We start from the raw sequence: 15,961 nt of genomic DNA on the forward strand, positions 1-15,961 counted from the left end.
GATGACCGGACCGGGGGCGCGGGCGGGCGACGTCCTGCCGGAGCTGAGGATCCCCGTCACACGGACGCTGATCGTCGCCGGCGCGATCGCCACCCGCGACTACCAGGACGTCCACCACGACCCCGACGCGGCGCGGGCCAAGGGCTCCCCGGACGTCTTCCTGAACATCCTCACCACGGGCGGGCTGGTCGGCCGCTACATCGCCGGGCACTTCGGCCCCTCGGCGGTGCTCCGTTCGCTCCGCATACGGCTGGGCGCCCCGGCGCACCCCGGCGACGAGCTGGTGTTCACCGGGAACGTCACGGCGGTGCGCGGCTCGGAGGCGACCGTGGAGGTCGTCGGCGCGGGCCGGCGGGGGCGGCACGTCACGGGCACCGCGGTGGTGGAGGTGAGGGGCGGATGAGCCTGCGACGACGCGACGGTCTGGGCGGACGGGCCGCGATCGCGGGGATCGGCGCCACGGAGTTCTCCAAGGACTCCGGCCGCAGCGAGCTGAAGCTGGCCGTGGAGGCCGTCCGGGCGGCGATCGAGGACGCCGGGCTGACCCCGGACGACGTCGACGGCATGGTCACCTTCACGATGGACACCAGCCCGGAGATCACGGTCGCCCAAGCCGCCGGCATCGGCGAACTCGGCTTCTTCTCCCGGATCCACTACGGGGGCGGGGCCGCCTGCGCCACCGTGCAGCAGGCCGCGATGGCCGTCGCGACCGGGGTCGCGGACGTCGTCGTCTGCTACCGGGCCTTCAACGAGCGCTCGGGCCGCCGCTTCGGCTCCGGCGTCCGGCAGCGCGAGCCCTCGGCCGAGGGCGCGGCGCTCGGCGTCAACCTGCCGTCCGGGCTGCTCACCCCCGCGTCCTGGGTCGCCATGTCGGCACAGCGCTATCTCCACACATACGGGCTCGAACCGGAGGTTTTCGGCCATGTCGCGGTCGCCGGGCGCCGGTACGCCGCGACCAACCCGGCCGCGTACTTCCACGGCCGGCCCATCACCCTCGCCGACCACGCCGCCTCGCGCTGGATCGTCGAACCGCTGCGCCTGCTCGACTGCTGCCAGGAGACCGACGGCGGCCAGGCGCTGGTCGTCACCAGCGCCGAGCGCGCCCTCGATCTGCGGCACCCCCCGGCCGTCGTCAGGGCGGCGGCGCAGGGCGCGGGGCGCGGCCAGGAGCAGATGACCGGCTACTACCGTCCGGAGCGGGATCTGTGCGGGCTCCCCGAGTCGGGGGTCGTGGCGCGGCAGCTGTGGCGCACCTCCGGCCTCGGGCCGGAGGACGTCGACACCGCCGTGCTCTACGACCACTTCACCCCTTTCGTCCTGATGCAGCTGGAGGAGTACGGCTTCTGCGGGCGCGGCGAGGCGGCGGCGTTCGCCGCCGACGGCGGCCTGGGACCGGGCGGGCGGCTGCCCGTCAACACCCACGGCGGCCAGCTCGGCGAGGCGTACCTGCACGGCATGAACGGCATCGCCGAGGCCGTACGGCAGTTGCGCGGCACCAGCGTCAACCAGGTGCCGGACGCGGCCCATGTGCTGGTCACGGCCGGCACGGGGGTGCCGACCTCGGGTCTGCTGCTGGGGGCGGCGGACTGAGGCCCGCGCCCGCGGCGACCGGACCATCCGGGGCCCGGTGTTGCTGCGTACGGCTGAAACCGAGGCGTGGCTCCGCCGTACGCGGGCAGCCGCCTGCGTTCACTCGACGCATGCGCGAACACAAGCCGATCATCCGACACGGGGCGATCGTGGCGATGGTGCTGGCCTGCCTCCTGGCCGGCCCCACCGCGGCCGAGGCCGTCGTGACGCGTACCACGGCGTCGGTCGCCAAGCCGCCCGCGGTGACGGCTTCCACACCGTCGGCGGGGCGGGTGCACCGGCCGGCCCGGGCGCCCGGCGACGGCGGCGACGACCCGTACGGCTTCGCCGACTCGGGGCTCCTCGACGGCCTGGACCTCCCCTACGGACTCGGCGGCGGTGAGGAACGCGCCCCGGCCGGGGGCGCCCCCACCCGCGTCTACCGGGGCTACGGCTTCGACACCTGCCGTACGCCCCCGCTCTCCACGATGCGGGCCTGGCTGCGCTCCAAATACCGCGCCATCGGCGTCTACTACGGCGGCCGCGCCCGCGCCTGCAGGACCCAGCGCCATCTCAACCGCAACTGGGTGCGCTCCGTGCACCGGATGGGCTGGCGCATCCTGCCGATCTACGTCGGCTCCCAGTCGCCCTGCGCGCGCGGCGGGCATCTGCGCCACCACAGGATCGACACGGACGACCCGTGGGGCCAGGGCGCGAGCGAGGGCTACGACGCCGTGCGCCGGGCCGCCGCCCTCGGCTTCGCCGAAGGCAGCGCGCTGTACCTGGACATGGAGGCGTACAACGTCAGACGGTCCCGCTGCGCGGCCCAGACCCTGGACTTCATCCGGGCCTGGGACCGCGAGGTCGCCGACGCGGGCTATCTGCCGGGGCTCTACAGCAGTTCGGAGTCCGGCATCCGGCACATCGAGCGGGCCCGCCGGCAGGGCTACGACGACCTGCCGCGCGCCGTCTGGTTCGCCCGCTGGCAGGGAAAGCCGTCGGTACGCAACGAACCGGTGCTCCGCAGGAACGCCTGGCATCCGCACGGCCGCATCCACCAGTACTCGGGCAGCGTGCGCGAGAAGCACGGCGGGCGGCGGCTGGCGATCGACCGGAACCGCCTGGACGGACCGGTGGCCGTCGTCGAATGACAGGCCCGGCCGCGCCTCTGCGGGGTGACCCGTAGGGGCGGCGGGGCCGCCCTCAGTCCTCCGGAGGTGGGGCGGGCCCCCGCCCTACGACTTCAGGGTGACCCCGCTTCGGCACCTGCGGCGGATCCGCCGCACCCGGACCGGCTCCTAGCGTGGAGCCATGACCACGCCCGTGTGCACCAGTGCCTCGAAGGCCCAGTTCACCCGATATGTCCGGGACAGGGGCCCGGCTCTGCTGCGGACCGCGCGCTCGCTCACCGCCAACCCGTGCGACGCGGAGGACCTGCTGCAGACCGCGCTGACCAAGACGTACCTGGCGTGGGACCGGATAGACGACCACCGGGCGCTGGACGGCTACGTCCGCCGCACACTGGTCAACACCCGCACCTCGCAGTGGCGCAGGCGCCGGGTGGAGGAGTACGCGACCGACGATCTCCCCGAGCCGTACGGCCAGGCCTTCGCGGGCCCGGACGAGGCCGAGCGGCAGGCGCAGCGGGACGCGATGCTGCGCGCGATCGCCCGGCTGCCCGCCCGCCAGCGGGAGATGGTCGTCCTCAGGTACTACGAGGACATGAGCGAGGCCCAGACCGCCGAGACGCTCGGGGTCTCCGTCGGCACGGTCAAGAGCGCGGTGTCGCGCGCCCTGGGCAAATTGCGCGAGGACCCCGAATTGCGCCTGGGGTAGTGACATACCGAGCGGTATGCCAGCAGAATCTCAGCACCCACCTACCCACGCGTAGCCCGCTTCAACGAGGAGGCGACCGGTGCTGAGCACAATGCAGGACGTTCCCCTGCTGGTGTCCCGGATCCTGACCCACGGCTCGACGGTGCACGGCAGGTCGCGGGTGACGACCTGGACCGGCGAGGGCGAGCCGCAGCGCCGCTCGTTCGCCGAGATCGGGGTCCGCGCCGCCCGGCTGGCGCACGCGCTCCGCGACGAACTCGGCGTCGAACCGGACGACCGCGTCGCGACCCTGATGTGGAACAACGCGGAACACGTGGAGGCGTACTTCGCGATCCCCTCCATGGGCGCGATCCTCCACACGCTCAACCTCCGGCTTCCCGCCGAGCAGTTGGTCTTCATCGCCAACCACGCCGCCGACCGGGTGATCCTGGTGAACGGCACCCTCATCCCGCTGCTGGCGCCGCTGCTGCCGGCGATGGAGTCCGTCGAGCACATCGTGGTCGTCGGCCCCGGCGACACCTCGCCGCTGGAGGGCTGCCGCCCCACGCTGCACGCGTACGAGTCCCTCATCGACGGCCGCCCGGACACCTACGACTGGCCGCAGGTGGACGAGCGTTCCGCGGCCGCCATGTGCTACACCTCCGGGACCACCGGCGATCCCAAGGGCGTGCTGTTCTCACACCGTTCGATCTATCTGCACTCCCTGCAGGTCAACATGGCCGAGTCGATGGGCCTGACCGACAGCGACACCACCCTCGTCGTCGTGCCGCAGTTCCACGTCAACGCCTGGGGCCTGCCGCACGCCACCTTCATGACCGGTATCAACATGCTGATGCCGGACCGCTTCCTGCAGCCCGGCCCGCTCGCCGAGATGATCGAGAGCGAGCGCCCCACGCACGCCGCCGCGGTCCCCACCATCTGGCAGGGCCTGCTCGCCGAACTCGCCGCGAAGCCGCGCGACATCGGCAGCATGCGGCACGTCACCATCGGCGGCTCCGCCTGCCCGCCCTCGCTGATGGAGGCGTACGACAAGATCGGCGTCCGGCTGCTGCACGCCTGGGGCATGACCGAGACCTCCCCCCTCGGCACCATGGCCCACCCGCCGGCCGGCCTCACCGAGGACGAGCAGTGGCCGTACCGGATCACCCAGGGCCGCTTCCCCGCCTCCGTGGAGCCGCGGCTGGTCGGCCCGGGCGGTGAGATCCTGCCCTGGGACGGCGAGTCCGCGGGCGAACTGGAGGTCCGCGGCCCCTGGATCGCCGCGGCCTACTACGGCGGGGCCGACGCCGAAGTGCTGCGCCCCGAGGACAAGTTCAGCCCCGACGGGTGGCTGCGCACCGGCGACGTCGGCACGATCACCCACGACGGCTATCTGACGCTGACCGACCGCGCCAAGGACGTCATCAAGTCGGGCGGCGAATGGATCTCCTCCGTCGAGCTGGAGAACGCCATCATGGCCCACCCGGCCGTCGCCGAGGCCGCGGTCGTGGCCGTCCCCGACGAGCGCTGGGGCGAACGGCCGCTCGCCACGGTCGTCCTCCGGGACGGCAGCACGGTCGGCTACGAGGAACTGCACGCCTTCCTCGGCGAGAGCGTCGCCCGCTGGCAGCTGCCCGAGCGCTGGGCCGTCATCCCGGCGGTGCCGAAGACCTCGGTCGGGAAATTCGACAAGAAGGTGATCCGCCGCCAGTACGCGGAGGGCGAGCTGGACGTCACCAAGCTCGTCTGACGACGCGCCGCACGCACGCCGGGCCCCGGGGGCGCACCCCCGGGGCCCGGCGCGTGTCCGGGGCACCGTGCACGACGGCGCCGGGCCGGCCGGGCGTTGTCCCTGGGGCCGCCTAGGCTGCCCCGAGAGGGCAGCCAGGCAATGGGAGGGCACGAGGGATGAACGCGTTCACGAACGCACCGGCCGGAACGGTGGGCACGCTCACGGTGAACGGCACGGCCTATCAGTTCCTCAAGCTGGACGACGGTACGTATGCGGTCGAGGGCGGCGACTGGATGGTCACCAACTGCCGGGACGAGCACCACGCCATGTTCGCGATCCTGGACCGGATCGAGGAACTCCAGGCGAGGCCGTAGCGCGCACCGGGCCGTGCACGGTGCGCGGGGCCGTCAGGAACCGATCTTGCCGAGCATGTCGACGATGCGCCCCTGGACGTCCGTGCTGGTCGACCGCTCCGCGAGGAAGAGCACCGTCTCGCCGGACGCCAGCCGCGGCAGCTCCGCGGTGTCGATGTCGACCGCGGTGTAGACGACCATCGGCGTGCGCTCCAGCATGCCGTTCGTCCGCAGCCAGTCGACGATGCCCTGACGCCTGCGCCGGATGAGCATCAGGTCCATCACGACGAGGTTCGGATGCATCTGCGCGGCGAGCGTCATCGCGTCCGCCTCGGACTGGGCGTGGGCCACGTGCATCCCGCGCCGCTCCAGCGTCGCGGTGAAAGCCTGGGCGATCGGCGTGTGGGCCTCGATCAGCAGCACCCGCGGCGGGTGCTGCTCGCTGTCCCGCGGCGCCAGCGCCTTGAGCAGCACGGCGGGGTCGGCCCCGTAGGCGGCCTCGCGGGTCGCCTGGCCGAGCCCGGCCGTGACGAGGACCGGCACCTCCGCCTGGGCCGCCGCCTGGCGCAGCGACTGCAGCGCGGTTCGCGTGATCGGCCCGGTGAGCGGGTCCACGAAGAGGGCGGCGGGCGGCTCGGCGACCTGGGCGTCGACCTCCTCGCGGGAGCGGACGATGACCGGACGGTAGCCCCGGTCCGTCAGCGCCTGGCGCGTGGCGACGTCCGGCTCCGGCCAGACCAGCAGCCGGCGCGGCTCGTCCAGCACGGCCCCCGGCTCGGGGCCGCTCTCCTCCGTGACGTCGACGGCGCCGTTGGGACCGTCGAGCGGTTCGGGGCCCTCGCTCGCCTCGGTGGGAGCGCCTATGGCGTACGCCCGGCCGGGGGTCTCCGTCCCGTTGACCGACTGCGGGGGTGCCACGGGCTGCGGCTCGGGTTCGGCGGGGGCGGCCAGCCTGCGGCGGCGCCCGGAGCCGGTGGGCTGCTGGGCGACCTGCTCGTTGATCTGCTGGGCGAAGGCGACGCCCTGGCCGAGGGTGCGCACGCTGATGGCCCGGCCCTGTGTACCGCCGTCCTGCGTCGACTGCGGCTGGGGCTGCACCGGCGCGGGGGCCGGTGCCTGGGGCGGGACCAGCGGTTGCGGCGGTGGCGGCGGCTGCGGCGGCGCCACGGGCTCCGGCTCGGGACTGCGCTGCGTCTGCTCGGGGATCATCGGCGGCTCGAGGGCCGGCGGTTCCGGCCGGGAGGCCGCGGTGGGCGGGGGGAGCCGCCGCGGGTCCACGATCGCCGACGGCCGCGGTGTGCTCTCCACGATGCCGCGCGGGCGGCGGGCGGAGCCCTGGGCCTCGGGCCACTCGGTCGCCGGGGTGGCGGGGGCCGAGGGGGCGGGGGGCAGCGCGGGGAGTTCCGGGGCGGCCGGGGTCTCCGGGGCCGCGGCCCGGCGCGCACGGCGGCCGTTGCCCGTGCCGTTCTGCGCCGGCGCGGGCGCCTCCGGCAGCGCGGGCAGCGCGGGCAGCAGCTCCGGCTGCGGCTGCTCCGGGGCGCCGCGACGGGCCCTGCGGCCGGTGGGCTGTTCCTGTGCCTCGGCGGGTACGGCCTGCGGCTCGGGCTGCGGCTGGGGCTGCGGTTCCTCGGGACGCCGCAGGGCACGGCGGCGGCCGGTCGGGGTGGGCGCGTCGGTGGTCGGCGCGGCGGGCAGCGCGAGGGCGGCACCGGGGGCCGGCGCCGGATCGGCCGCGGGGCGGGCCGGCTGGAGCTGCTGCGGGGCCGCCGGGACGGGCAGGGACCGCGCCGGCGCCAGGGCCGGCACCTGCGCCTGGGCGGCGGGGGCCGTACCGCGTACCGGCTCGGCCGGCACCGGCATCACGGTCGTCTCCGACTCGCGCCGGGGCTCCTTGACCGCCGTCTTCGCCCCGCCCGTGCCGACCGGCACCTCCATCACGTACGCGCTGCCCTGCCCGGGCACCTCGTGCGTCTGGAGCACGCCGCCGTGCTTCTCGACGATCCCGCGCGCGATCGGCAGGTGCACCGGGTTGCCGCCCGCGTGCGGGCCGCGGACCTCGATGCGGACGGAATCACCGCGCTGGGCCGCCGCCACCACGATCGTGGAGTCGACACCGGCGACCACGACCGGCACATTGCCGGCCGCGTCGACGCCCGCGACGTCCGCGATCAGGTGCGACAGCGCCTGCGACATCCGCTCGGCGTCCACGGTCGCCTCGATCGGGGGCGCGTGCACCGCGTACTGGGCCCGGCCGGGACCGATCAGCTCGACCGCCGCCTCGACACCGGACGCCACGACCTTGTCCATCGAGGTCGTCTCGCGCTGCAGCTTCTCCTCGCCCCGGTCGAGCCGCTGGAAGGCCAGCACGCTGTCGATGAGCGTGGTGATCCGCGCGTAGCCCGCGGTGAGGTGGTGCAGGATCTGGTTGGCCTCCGGCCACAGCTGCCCGGCCGGGTCGTTGGCCAGCCCGGCGAGCTCGCCCCGCAGTTCGTCCAGCGGGCCGCGCAGGGCCTCGCCGAGCAGCGACTGCAGTTGCGCGTTGCGCGCGGCGAGCGCGTCGAAGCGCGTGCGGTCGGTGAAGGTCATCACCGCGCCGACCAGCTGGTCGCCCTCCCGTACCGGCGCCGTGATCAGGTCGACCGGCACCGAGCGCCCGTCCTTGCGCCACAGCACCTGTCCGCGGACCCGGTGCTTCAGCCCGGAGCGCAGCGTCTCGGAGAGCGGCGTCTCCTCGGCCGGCAGCGGGGTGCCGTCCGGACGGGAGTGGTGCACCAGCGGGTGCAGCTCCTGCCCGCCGAGGTCGGTGGCCCGGAAGCCCAGGATCTGCGCGGCCGAGGGGTTGACCAGGACGATCTTGCCGTCGGTGTCGACGCCGATCACGCCCTCGCTGGCGGCGCGCAGGATCATCTCGGTCTGGCGCTGCTGGCGGGCGAGTTCGGCCTCGGTGTCCAGGGTCCCGGTCAGGTCGCGGACGACCAGCATCAGCAGCTCGTCGCCGGTGTAGCTGTAGGTCTCGGCGAAGGGTGTGCGGGCGTCGTCGAGGTTCGCGCTCGTGACCTCCACCGGAATTTCACTGCCGTCGGTCCGCCGGGCGACCATCCGGGTCGGCTTGGTGCGGCCCATGTCGTCGTCGGGGCGGCGCATCGAACCGGGGATGCGACGCGCGTCGAACGCCGGCAGGAGATCGAGCAGGCCGCGGCCCACGAGGGCGGTACCCGGCGACTCGAAGGTCTCCAGGGCGATCGAATTGGCGTTGACGACGGTCCCGTTGGCGTTCACCAGCAGCAGGGCGTCCGGCAGCGCGTCGAGTATTGCCGCGAGGCGAGCAGCGCCTCGGGATGGCCTGCTGCTCACGAGACGCGTCCTCCCTGGAAACCGCACTTGCTGCCGCGCCACCACCCGCGAAGGGGGCATCCACCGGTGGTGGCCCATCTTGCCGCCGACCGGGGGGCATGTCACTAGAGCGAGTGTACGGGCAGCCGTTGGCCGCGAGGCTCCGGATACCCATGTCCCGTACGCGTGAGTAGTGTTCGTGGCCGAGCCGTGCGGATGTGGTGTCGGTCACCTCCGCGGGTCACGCGACCCGGCCGGGCGGACCGTCGGGGACCGCGGTCGCGGGGAGCACCGGGGCCATCCGCCGCCAGCGGGCCGTCTCGCAGCCGTTGCTGCGGTCGTAGCTGGCGTCCACGGGCCGCCCGTGCCAGCTGCCCCGCACCGTCGCCCGCTGCGGGCCGCTGTAGATCATCGTGCACATCGTGCCCTCCGGCGCGGGGCCCACCGGCCCGCCCAGCCGGTCCAGCCGGGCGCACGCCTCCGTCGCCTCGGGATGCGTCCCGCCGGCGGGACCGCAGCGCAGCTCGTACGACGACACGTGCCCGCCCCCGTCGTCCACGGTCACCCGCAGCAGGTCGGGCGGCTCCCCCGCCCCCGGCGGGCAGGCCAGGGCCGGCGCGGCCACCGTCAGCGGCAGGCCGAGCGCGAGCGCGGCAGTAAGGGGAACACGAGCCAATCGCATGTTCCGTCCCTACCTTCCCGGACCGGCCCGCGCCTCCCAATCCACCCGATCGTGGGCGCGTCGCCCCGGCGGGCGCGGCAACGCCTTTGCCCTGGCCGCGCGCGGGCTAGTACGCTTGTCAGCGATTGGTCCCAGCCCGGTGGGCTGTGCCATCATCTGCACAGACCCGCTCACGCGGGAGCATCTGGAGGCGTCGCCTAGTCCGGTCTATGGCGCCGCACTGCTAATGCGGTTTGGGCTTTACCGTCCATCGAGGGTTCAAATCCCTCCGCCTCCGCTCCACGAAGCCCCGGCCCCCGGCCGGGGCTTCTGCCGTTCCCGGGGCCCCTGCTGGACTCCCTTGATGGCGTTTCCGCAGGTCAGGCCGGGTGTGGCTAATGGATTTCGCCTCACGGCGAGGGTCATGTAATGTTGTTCCCGCAACGCCGACCGGCAAGAAAACGCCGGGAAGCACAAGCACTCGTAGCTCAACGGATAGAGCATCTGACTACGGATCAGAAGGTTGCAGGTTCGAATCCTGCCGAGTGCACAGCAGGTCAAAGCCCCCTCCGGGATCTTCCCGGAGGGGGCTTTGCCGTGCCGTACAGCAGCGAAGTACAGCAACCGTGTCAGTCCAAGGGGGACCCGTGACCGAGAGCGCCGAGCCGGTGGAACTGATCCGCTTGGACGACGGTGTGCAGAGCGTCGCCGTCCGGGTGCTCTCCCGGGAGGGGGACTACTACGACGCGGAGATCGTGATCGAGAGTGACTTCGTCAACGCCACCGTCCGGACGGGATTCGACGCCGACGACATCCGGGCATGGGGCTCGCTGCTGGACGCCGTCGAGGAAGACGAATACGACGACGAAGACGACTCGGTGTTCGCCGGAGACTGGCCGCAGGAAGGACGCACCGCGTACCTCACCTTCGTGGCCGATGACCCGTACGTGGTCGAGGTCCGCGATGCACCCAGCACCCAGATATGTGTGCGCGTGCCCCTGGACCTCAACGGTGACTGGATCACCGAGGCGCGAGAGCGACACGCGGCCGTACGGCAAGCACTCGGGGTGTAGGCGCTCCCTCATGCGCGACCCACAGCATCGGACAGTTTGCCGATAGCAGCGCGGACCTCTTCATCGCTTGCCGCGGCGTAGACCTCCATCGTCATCGCGATCTGTGCGCTCACATGTGAACAGCGCTTTCACGAATGTGAAACCTCAGGTCATCGAGGCTTCCTCATCCATGAGATGTCTTCGCCGTTGTGCCCCAGGGATCCCGCTTCCCACGCGTGTACGTCACGGCGAACATCCCGTATGTCCCTCGACATGGCTGCGCCGTCGCGAAAGCGACGACCGCTGCGTTGTCGTGCTTTTCGGTCGACCCAGGCAGCGACCACGAGAAGCAGGACGAGAGGCACCAGGAAGAACCACACGATCTGAGCATGCTGTCGCTCGGCAACGCTTGCTAGATACGGATCGTGATCAACCGCTGGAACTAGATTGCCGCAACATGACCTTGACACGCCCGCACTCGAGCCAGTAGCGACGTGCTGCCACGAGCCTCGAGGGCAATCCCGTGACGATGACGGGCGGCCGCGCCACGACCACCGGATGCGGCCTGTGGGTTCGGCTGGCCCCGCTCGAATCCGGTTTCCACGTGCTGGAGATCAGCGGACGGTCGGGGGAGTTCACGACGCGCGTGGACTACACGCTCGCGGTCGAGACCGCGAACGACTAGGGGGCCGGGCCCGGAGCGCCGCGGCGGTCCGGTGTCCGTTCTGATCCGTATCCGCCCGGCCGCCGGTGCGTGGCGCGCGGCGGCTAGGGTGTGCGCAGTCAGGACCGAGTACATACATGGAGGGGTGGTCACGATGGCGGACATCGAGGCGGCCAAGAAGGCGTTCACGCGATTCGATGTCGACGGGGACGGGCTCATCACGGCGAGCGAGTACAAGAGCGTGATGGCGCAGCTCGGGGACTTCAACGTGACCGAGACCGTGGCGCAGAGCGTCATCAAGGCCGTCGACGGCAACGGTGACGGCAAGATCTCGTGGGACGAGTTCTGGGCGGCCCAGCAGGCCTGACGCCGGGCCGGGGCTCAGATCTCCTCGAGGAGGAGCTGGGGGACCTCGGCCGCGCCGCAGAGCCGCAGGGTGCGCGCGTGCAGACGCGGGCAGCGGATGGTGACGCGGTCGGCGGGGCCGAGGGACGCCGCGTGGCGGATCAGTACGGATGCGCAGCGGGCGTCGATGAAGGAGAGCCGGGTGAGGTCGACCCGGTGCGGCGGTCCGGCCGGCGCGTGGAAGGCGTGACGGACGGCCAGTTCGAAGTCGTCGCGGGTGGCGAGGTCGGCGTCGCCGCGGAGGGCGAGGGTGCCGGCGGACCGCTCCGCGCGCAGGGTGCCGTGCCGCGGGCGTACGCAGACCGGGTGGGCGGCCCGGACCCGGGCGAGGAGCGAGGCGGCGAAGCGCCGCTGGTCGTACTCGCAGATGGTGGTGAGGCCGAGGCCCGCGAGGATCGGGGTCATGGCGGTCTCGTGGCCGAGGAGCCGGTCCCGGTCGAGGCCGGGGCCCAGCGCCCAGGACATGTCGCCGGCGACGCGGAGCCCGGAGAAGCCGTGGCGGTGGGCGGTGTTCGTCAGTGCGGTCCAGGCTGCCGCGGCATCGTAGCCGGGGACCTCGGGGGTGATGACGAGGGCGCTGTGGCGCACCGCCTCGGCGGCGCGCACACCGTGGGCGGCGAGCCGGGTGACGGCTTCGTCCGGGGGCGTGCCGGGCTCGGTGAAGAGCAGGACGCGCTCGCCGCGGGTCAGCCCGATCGCGGTGAAGGCCGCGCGGATCTCCCAGCGGTCGTCCTCGTCCTGGAAGCCGAGGCAGGCGTGATCGCCGGACGCCATGCGGTCGACCGAGACAGTGCGAGGCACGGTGCCGCTGTCCATGGGGCCGAACATACGCCCGGCCCTGTGGCGCGGCCGGGCGCTGAACGCCTTTGAGCGGAGCGTTCCGTTCCTGTCGGCGGAGCGTCCCCGATTGTCTCGGGACGGACCTTCAGTGACCGCTGGGCTTCAGGACCGCCGCCAACCGGCGCCACTGCTCACGCGGCAGCCCGGCCCGGTCCTCACCCGTGGCCAGTACCTGGACGGCGACGTGGTCGGCGCCCGCGTCGAGGAAGGCGTCGATCCGCTCGCGCACCCGCTCCTCGTCGCCCCAGCCGAAGAGCGCGTCGACCAGGCGGTCGCTGCCGCCGCCGGCGAGGTCGTCCTCGGTGAAGCCCAGCCGCAGCCAGTTGCCGGTGTAGTTGGGCAGCGTCAGGTAGAACGCCAGCATCTCCCGGGCGGTCTCGCGGGCCCGCGCCGGATCGGCCTCCAGGACGACGGTGAACTCCGGTGCCAGCAGCGGCCCTTCGCCCAGCAGGGCGCGAGCCTCCGCGGTGTGCTCGGGGGTGACCAGATACGGGTGCGCGCCCGCCGACCGGTCGCGCGCGAGCTCCAGCATCCTCGGGCCGAGCGCGGCCAGCACCCTGCGTCCGGCGGGGACTCCTGCGGCGTCCAGCGCGTCCAGGTAGCGGGTCATCGCCGCGTACGGGCGCTTGTACCGCTCGGCGAGCCGCGCGTGGCTGACGCCCAGTCCCAGCAGGAAGCGCCCGGGGTGGGCGGCCTCGAGGGCGGCGTGGCGGGCGGCGGCGTCCTCGGCCCCGTACTGCCAGATGCTGAGGATGCCGGTCGCGACGGTGATGGCGGAGGTGGCCGCGATCAGGGGTGCGGCGTGCTCGACGCCGCTGCTGCCGCCGAGCCACAGGGCCCCGTATCCCAGCTCCTCCAGTTCGGCCGCGGTCTCGGCGAGTTCGGCCGCGCGGGCCGGATCGGGGTCGCGCAGCCCGGCGTTCCACAGTCCGTAGCGCCCGATCGCCGGCGTCTGGCTGTCGCTCATGGGTCTTCTCCCGCCGTGAAGTCCGTTTGAAGTTCGACGTCCTTCGTACCAAAACGGGAACCGCGGCCCGCGGCATTCCCTCCCCGGCGGCGCGTCAGGGCGTCCGGCCGGCCCCGCGGCGGGAGATTCTCAGAGAAATCACAGACAGCGGACAGGGCGTTCTCAGAGGCGGCTCACAGGATTCGGGCATGACCGCGTCGCCTTCCCCCGCCGCCGACCTCACGCGTCCCGACGGCTCACCTGTCCGGGTGCTCGTCGTCGACGACGAGACCGCCCTCTCCGACCTGCTGTCCATGGCCCTGCGCTACGAGGGGTGGGACGTCCGCACCGAGGGCACCGGCGCCGACGCGCTGCGCGCCGCCCGCGAGTCGCGGCCCGACGCCGTCGTCCTCGACATCATGTTGCCCGACATGGACGGCTTGGAGGTGCTGGCCCGGCTGCGCCGGGAAGTGCCGGACGTCCCCGTGCTGTTCCTCACCGCCAAGGACGCGGTCGAGGACCGCATCGCGGGGCTGACCGCGGGCGGCGACGACTACGTCACCAAGCCCTTCAGCCTGGAGGAGGTCGTGGCCCGGCTGCGCGGGCTGCTCCGCCGGGCCGGCGCGGCCACCGCCCGGCAGGAGTCGCTGCTGGTGGTGGGCGATCTCGTGCTCGACGAGGACAGCCACGAGGTCACCCGCGGCGGCGAGGGCATCCACCTCACGGCGACCGAGTTCGAACTGCTGCGGTACCTGATGCGCAATCCGCGCCGGGTGCTGAGCAAGGCGCAGATCCTCGACCGCGTCTGGTCCTACGACTTCGGCGGCCAGGCCAACGTCGTCGAGCTCTACATCTCCTATCTGCGCAAGAAGATCGACGCGGGCCGCACCCCGATGATCCACACCCGGCGCGGCGCGGGCTACCTGATCAAGCCGGGCGAAGCGGCGTGATCCCCGCGACCGTGCCCGGCCGCGGGGACGGCACGCCGGCGACGCCGGGAACCGCGCCCCGGCCGGAACGGCGCCCCCGGCGGCGCCGTTCCCTGCGGACCCGGCTGGTGGTCTCCTCGGTGCTGCTCATCGCGGTCGTGTGCGCGGTCATCGGTGCGGTCACGACGCTCGCCCTGCAGTCCTTCCTCATCGAGCAACTGGACAAGCAGGTGGCGGAGATCGCCAACCGGGCCCGGAAGGAACCCGGTTACGGTGGCGCCCAATGGCCGGTCACGGTGCCGTCTCCCGGGAGCGTCACGTCCGAGGAGCCGGGCACCGACCCCCGCCTGCGCTTCATCAGCGGACCCGGTATCGCCCCCGGGACGGTGGGCGCACGGTTCGACGGGACCGGGGCGGTGACCGACGCCGGCATCAGCTCGCGGCCGGACGGCAGCGCACAGGACCGGCTGCCCGTCCGGCCGCTCACCGCCCCGCAGCGGGAGGCGTTCGCGGCCGTCCCCCTCGACGGCCTGCCGCACACCCTGGAGGTGCCGGGACTGGGCGGCTTCCGCGTCCGGTCGGCCGCCGACGGCGACGGTGCGTCCCTCGTCGTGGGACTGTCGACGGCGACCGTGCGCGACACCATCGGCACCCTTGTGCTGGTCGAGGTCTGCGTGACCGCCGCGGGCCTGGCCGCGGCCGGGATGGCCGGTTTCGTGATGATCCGGCTCAACCTCCAGCCGCTGCGCCGGGTCGCCGCCACCGCCACCCGGGTCTCCGAACTCACCCTCCACCGCGGCGAGGTCGCCCTCCACGAACGCGTACCGGACGCCGACACCGATCCGCGCACCGAGGTCGGACAGGTCGGCGCCGCGCTCAACCGCATGCTCGACCACGTCGGCAACGCGCTCCACGCCCGCCAGCAGAGCGAGACGCGCGTCCGGCAGTTCGTCGCCGACGCCAGCCACGAACTGCGCACCCCCCTGGCCTCCATCCGGGGATACGCCGAACTGACCCGGCGCGGCCGGGAGGAGATCGGCCCGGACACCCGGCGCGCGCTCGGCCGGATCGAGTCGGAGGCGAGCCGGATGACCACCCTGGTGGAGGACCTGCTGCTGCTCGCGCGCCTGGACGCCGGCCGGCCGCTCCGCCTCGTCGAGACCGACCTGTCGCCGCTCGTCGTCGACGCGGTCGGCGACGCGCACGCGGCCGGCCGCGACCACCACTGGCTGCTGCGGCTCCCGGACGAACCCGCCGTCGTGGCGGGCGATCCGGAACGGCTGCACCAGGTGCTGACCAATCTGCTCGCCAACGCCCGCAGCCACACCCCGCCCGGCAGCACCGTCGTGGCGCGGGTCGTGCCGCGCGGCCGGGAGGTGCTCGTCGAGGTGGAGGACGACGGGCCCGGCATCCCGCCCGGCCTGCTGCCGCACGTCTTCGAGCGCTTCGCGCGCGGTGACGCCTCCCGCTCCCGGACGGCCGGCAGCACGGGTCTGGGGCTCGCCATCGTCCGGGCCGTGGTGACCGCGCACCGCGGCGCGGTGTCCATCGACAGCGTGCCCGGCCGCACGGTCTTCCGCGTTCATCTGCCCGCCGCCGCGCACTCACAGCCGCCGCTCAGCATCGCCACAAGGTCGTGACAGCGCGCCCGGCGAGGGTCGT

General features: G+C 73.2%; 15 protein-coding genes and 2 tRNA genes. 13 read left to right on the forward strand and 4 right to left on the reverse strand.

Going from position 1 to position 15,961, the window contains the following annotated elements:
• The first annotated feature begins 1 nt into the window (after nucleotide 1).
• From AB0F62_RS02290 to AB0F62_RS02315, 6 genes are all read left to right on the forward strand, one after another.
• The gene (locus AB0F62_RS02290; RefSeq protein ID WP_361791222.1) at nucleotides 2-403 is read left to right on the forward strand and encodes a MaoC/PaaZ C-terminal domain-containing protein; all 402 of its coding nucleotides are present in this window, start codon (nucleotides 2-4) and stop codon (nucleotides 401-403) included.
• Nucleotides 400-1,590, forward strand: coding sequence for a lipid-transfer protein (locus AB0F62_RS02295; protein WP_361791224.1), 1,191 nt, complete (start codon nucleotides 400-402; stop codon nucleotides 1,588-1,590). Before AB0F62_RS02290 ends, AB0F62_RS02295 begins: the two co-directional genes overlap by 4 nt.
• Before the next feature lie 110 nt (nucleotides 1,591-1,700).
• Nucleotides 1,701-2,720, forward strand: a complete 1,020-nt coding sequence (locus tag AB0F62_RS02300) for a DUF1906 domain-containing protein (protein WP_361791226.1) — start codon at nucleotides 1,701-1,703, stop codon at nucleotides 2,718-2,720.
• Between the two features lie 160 nt (nucleotides 2,721-2,880).
• Nucleotides 2,881-3,405, forward strand: coding sequence for a SigE family RNA polymerase sigma factor (locus tag AB0F62_RS02305; protein ID WP_361791228.1), 525 nt, complete (start codon nucleotides 2,881-2,883; stop codon nucleotides 3,403-3,405).
• A 79-nt stretch (nucleotides 3,406-3,484) separates the two neighbouring features.
• Nucleotides 3,485-5,134, forward strand: coding sequence for a long-chain fatty acid--CoA ligase (locus AB0F62_RS02310; protein WP_361791230.1), 1,650 nt, complete (start codon nucleotides 3,485-3,487; stop codon nucleotides 5,132-5,134).
• 158 nt (nucleotides 5,135-5,292) lie between these two features.
• A complete protein-coding gene (locus tag AB0F62_RS02315; RefSeq protein WP_361791232.1) occupies nucleotides 5,293-5,490 on the forward strand; it encodes a hypothetical protein in 198 nt (65 codons plus the stop codon).
• 33 nt (nucleotides 5,491-5,523) lie between these two features.
• Here the strand turns inward: AB0F62_RS02315 and AB0F62_RS02320 are convergent, their stop codons facing one another.
• A complete protein-coding gene (locus AB0F62_RS02320) occupies nucleotides 5,524-8,823 on the reverse strand; it encodes a PAS domain-containing protein (protein ID WP_361791234.1) in 3,300 nt (1,099 codons plus the stop codon).
• 220 nt (nucleotides 8,824-9,043) lie between these two features.
• Entirely contained in the window at nucleotides 9,044-9,484 is a 441-nt protein-coding gene (locus AB0F62_RS02325; protein WP_361791236.1) for an SSI family serine proteinase inhibitor, read from the reverse strand.
• 186 nt (nucleotides 9,485-9,670) lie between these two features.
• On the opposite strand from AB0F62_RS02325, the gene AB0F62_RS02330 reads away from it, so the two are divergent.
• The 5 genes from AB0F62_RS02330 (at nucleotide 9,671) to AB0F62_RS02350 (ending at nucleotide 11,546) form a co-directional block, all read left to right on the forward strand.
• Nucleotides 9,671-9,761 (forward strand) — tRNA-Ser (locus AB0F62_RS02330).
• Nucleotides 9,762-9,940: 179 nt separating this feature from the next.
• A tRNA-Arg gene (locus AB0F62_RS02335) sits at nucleotides 9,941-10,013 on the forward strand.
• A 97-nt stretch (nucleotides 10,014-10,110) separates the two neighbouring features.
• On the forward strand, nucleotides 10,111-10,536 hold the full coding sequence (locus AB0F62_RS02340) for a DUF5959 family protein (RefSeq protein WP_361791238.1): 426 nt from the start codon (nucleotides 10,111-10,113) through the stop codon (nucleotides 10,534-10,536).
• Between the two features lie 502 nt (nucleotides 10,537-11,038).
• Nucleotides 11,039-11,200, forward strand: coding sequence for a hypothetical protein (locus AB0F62_RS02345; protein WP_361791240.1), 162 nt, complete (start codon nucleotides 11,039-11,041; stop codon nucleotides 11,198-11,200).
• A 133-nt stretch (nucleotides 11,201-11,333) separates the two neighbouring features.
• A complete protein-coding gene (locus tag AB0F62_RS02350) occupies nucleotides 11,334-11,546 on the forward strand; it encodes an EF-hand domain-containing protein (protein WP_361791242.1) in 213 nt (70 codons plus the stop codon).
• A 14-nt stretch (nucleotides 11,547-11,560) separates the two neighbouring features.
• On the opposite strand, the gene AB0F62_RS02355 is transcribed toward AB0F62_RS02350, so the two are convergent.
• Together AB0F62_RS02355 and AB0F62_RS02360 are read right to left on the reverse strand one after the other, a co-directional pair.
• Entirely contained in the window at nucleotides 11,561-12,400 is an 840-nt protein-coding gene (locus AB0F62_RS02355; protein WP_361791244.1) for an MEDS domain-containing protein, read from the reverse strand.
• A gap of 109 nt (nucleotides 12,401-12,509) precedes the next feature.
• A complete protein-coding gene (locus AB0F62_RS02360) occupies nucleotides 12,510-13,391 on the reverse strand; it encodes an LLM class F420-dependent oxidoreductase (protein ID WP_361791246.1) in 882 nt (293 codons plus the stop codon).
• Nucleotides 13,392-13,579: 188 nt separating this feature from the next.
• Between AB0F62_RS02360 and AB0F62_RS02365 the strand changes: the two genes are divergently transcribed.
• Nucleotides 13,580-14,320, forward strand: coding sequence for a response regulator transcription factor (locus AB0F62_RS02365; RefSeq protein WP_361791248.1), 741 nt, complete (start codon nucleotides 13,580-13,582; stop codon nucleotides 14,318-14,320).
• A 92-nt stretch (nucleotides 14,321-14,412) separates the two neighbouring features.
• On the forward strand, nucleotides 14,413-15,939 hold the full coding sequence (locus AB0F62_RS02370; protein ID WP_361791503.1) for a HAMP domain-containing sensor histidine kinase: 1,527 nt from the start codon (nucleotides 14,413-14,415) through the stop codon (nucleotides 15,937-15,939).
• Nucleotides 15,940-15,961 lie beyond the last annotated feature (22 nt).

It is taken from the genome of Streptomyces sp. NPDC026673, from assembly GCF_040638135.1.
Taxonomy (GTDB): domain Bacteria; phylum Actinomycetota; class Actinomycetes; order Streptomycetales; family Streptomycetaceae; genus Actinacidiphila.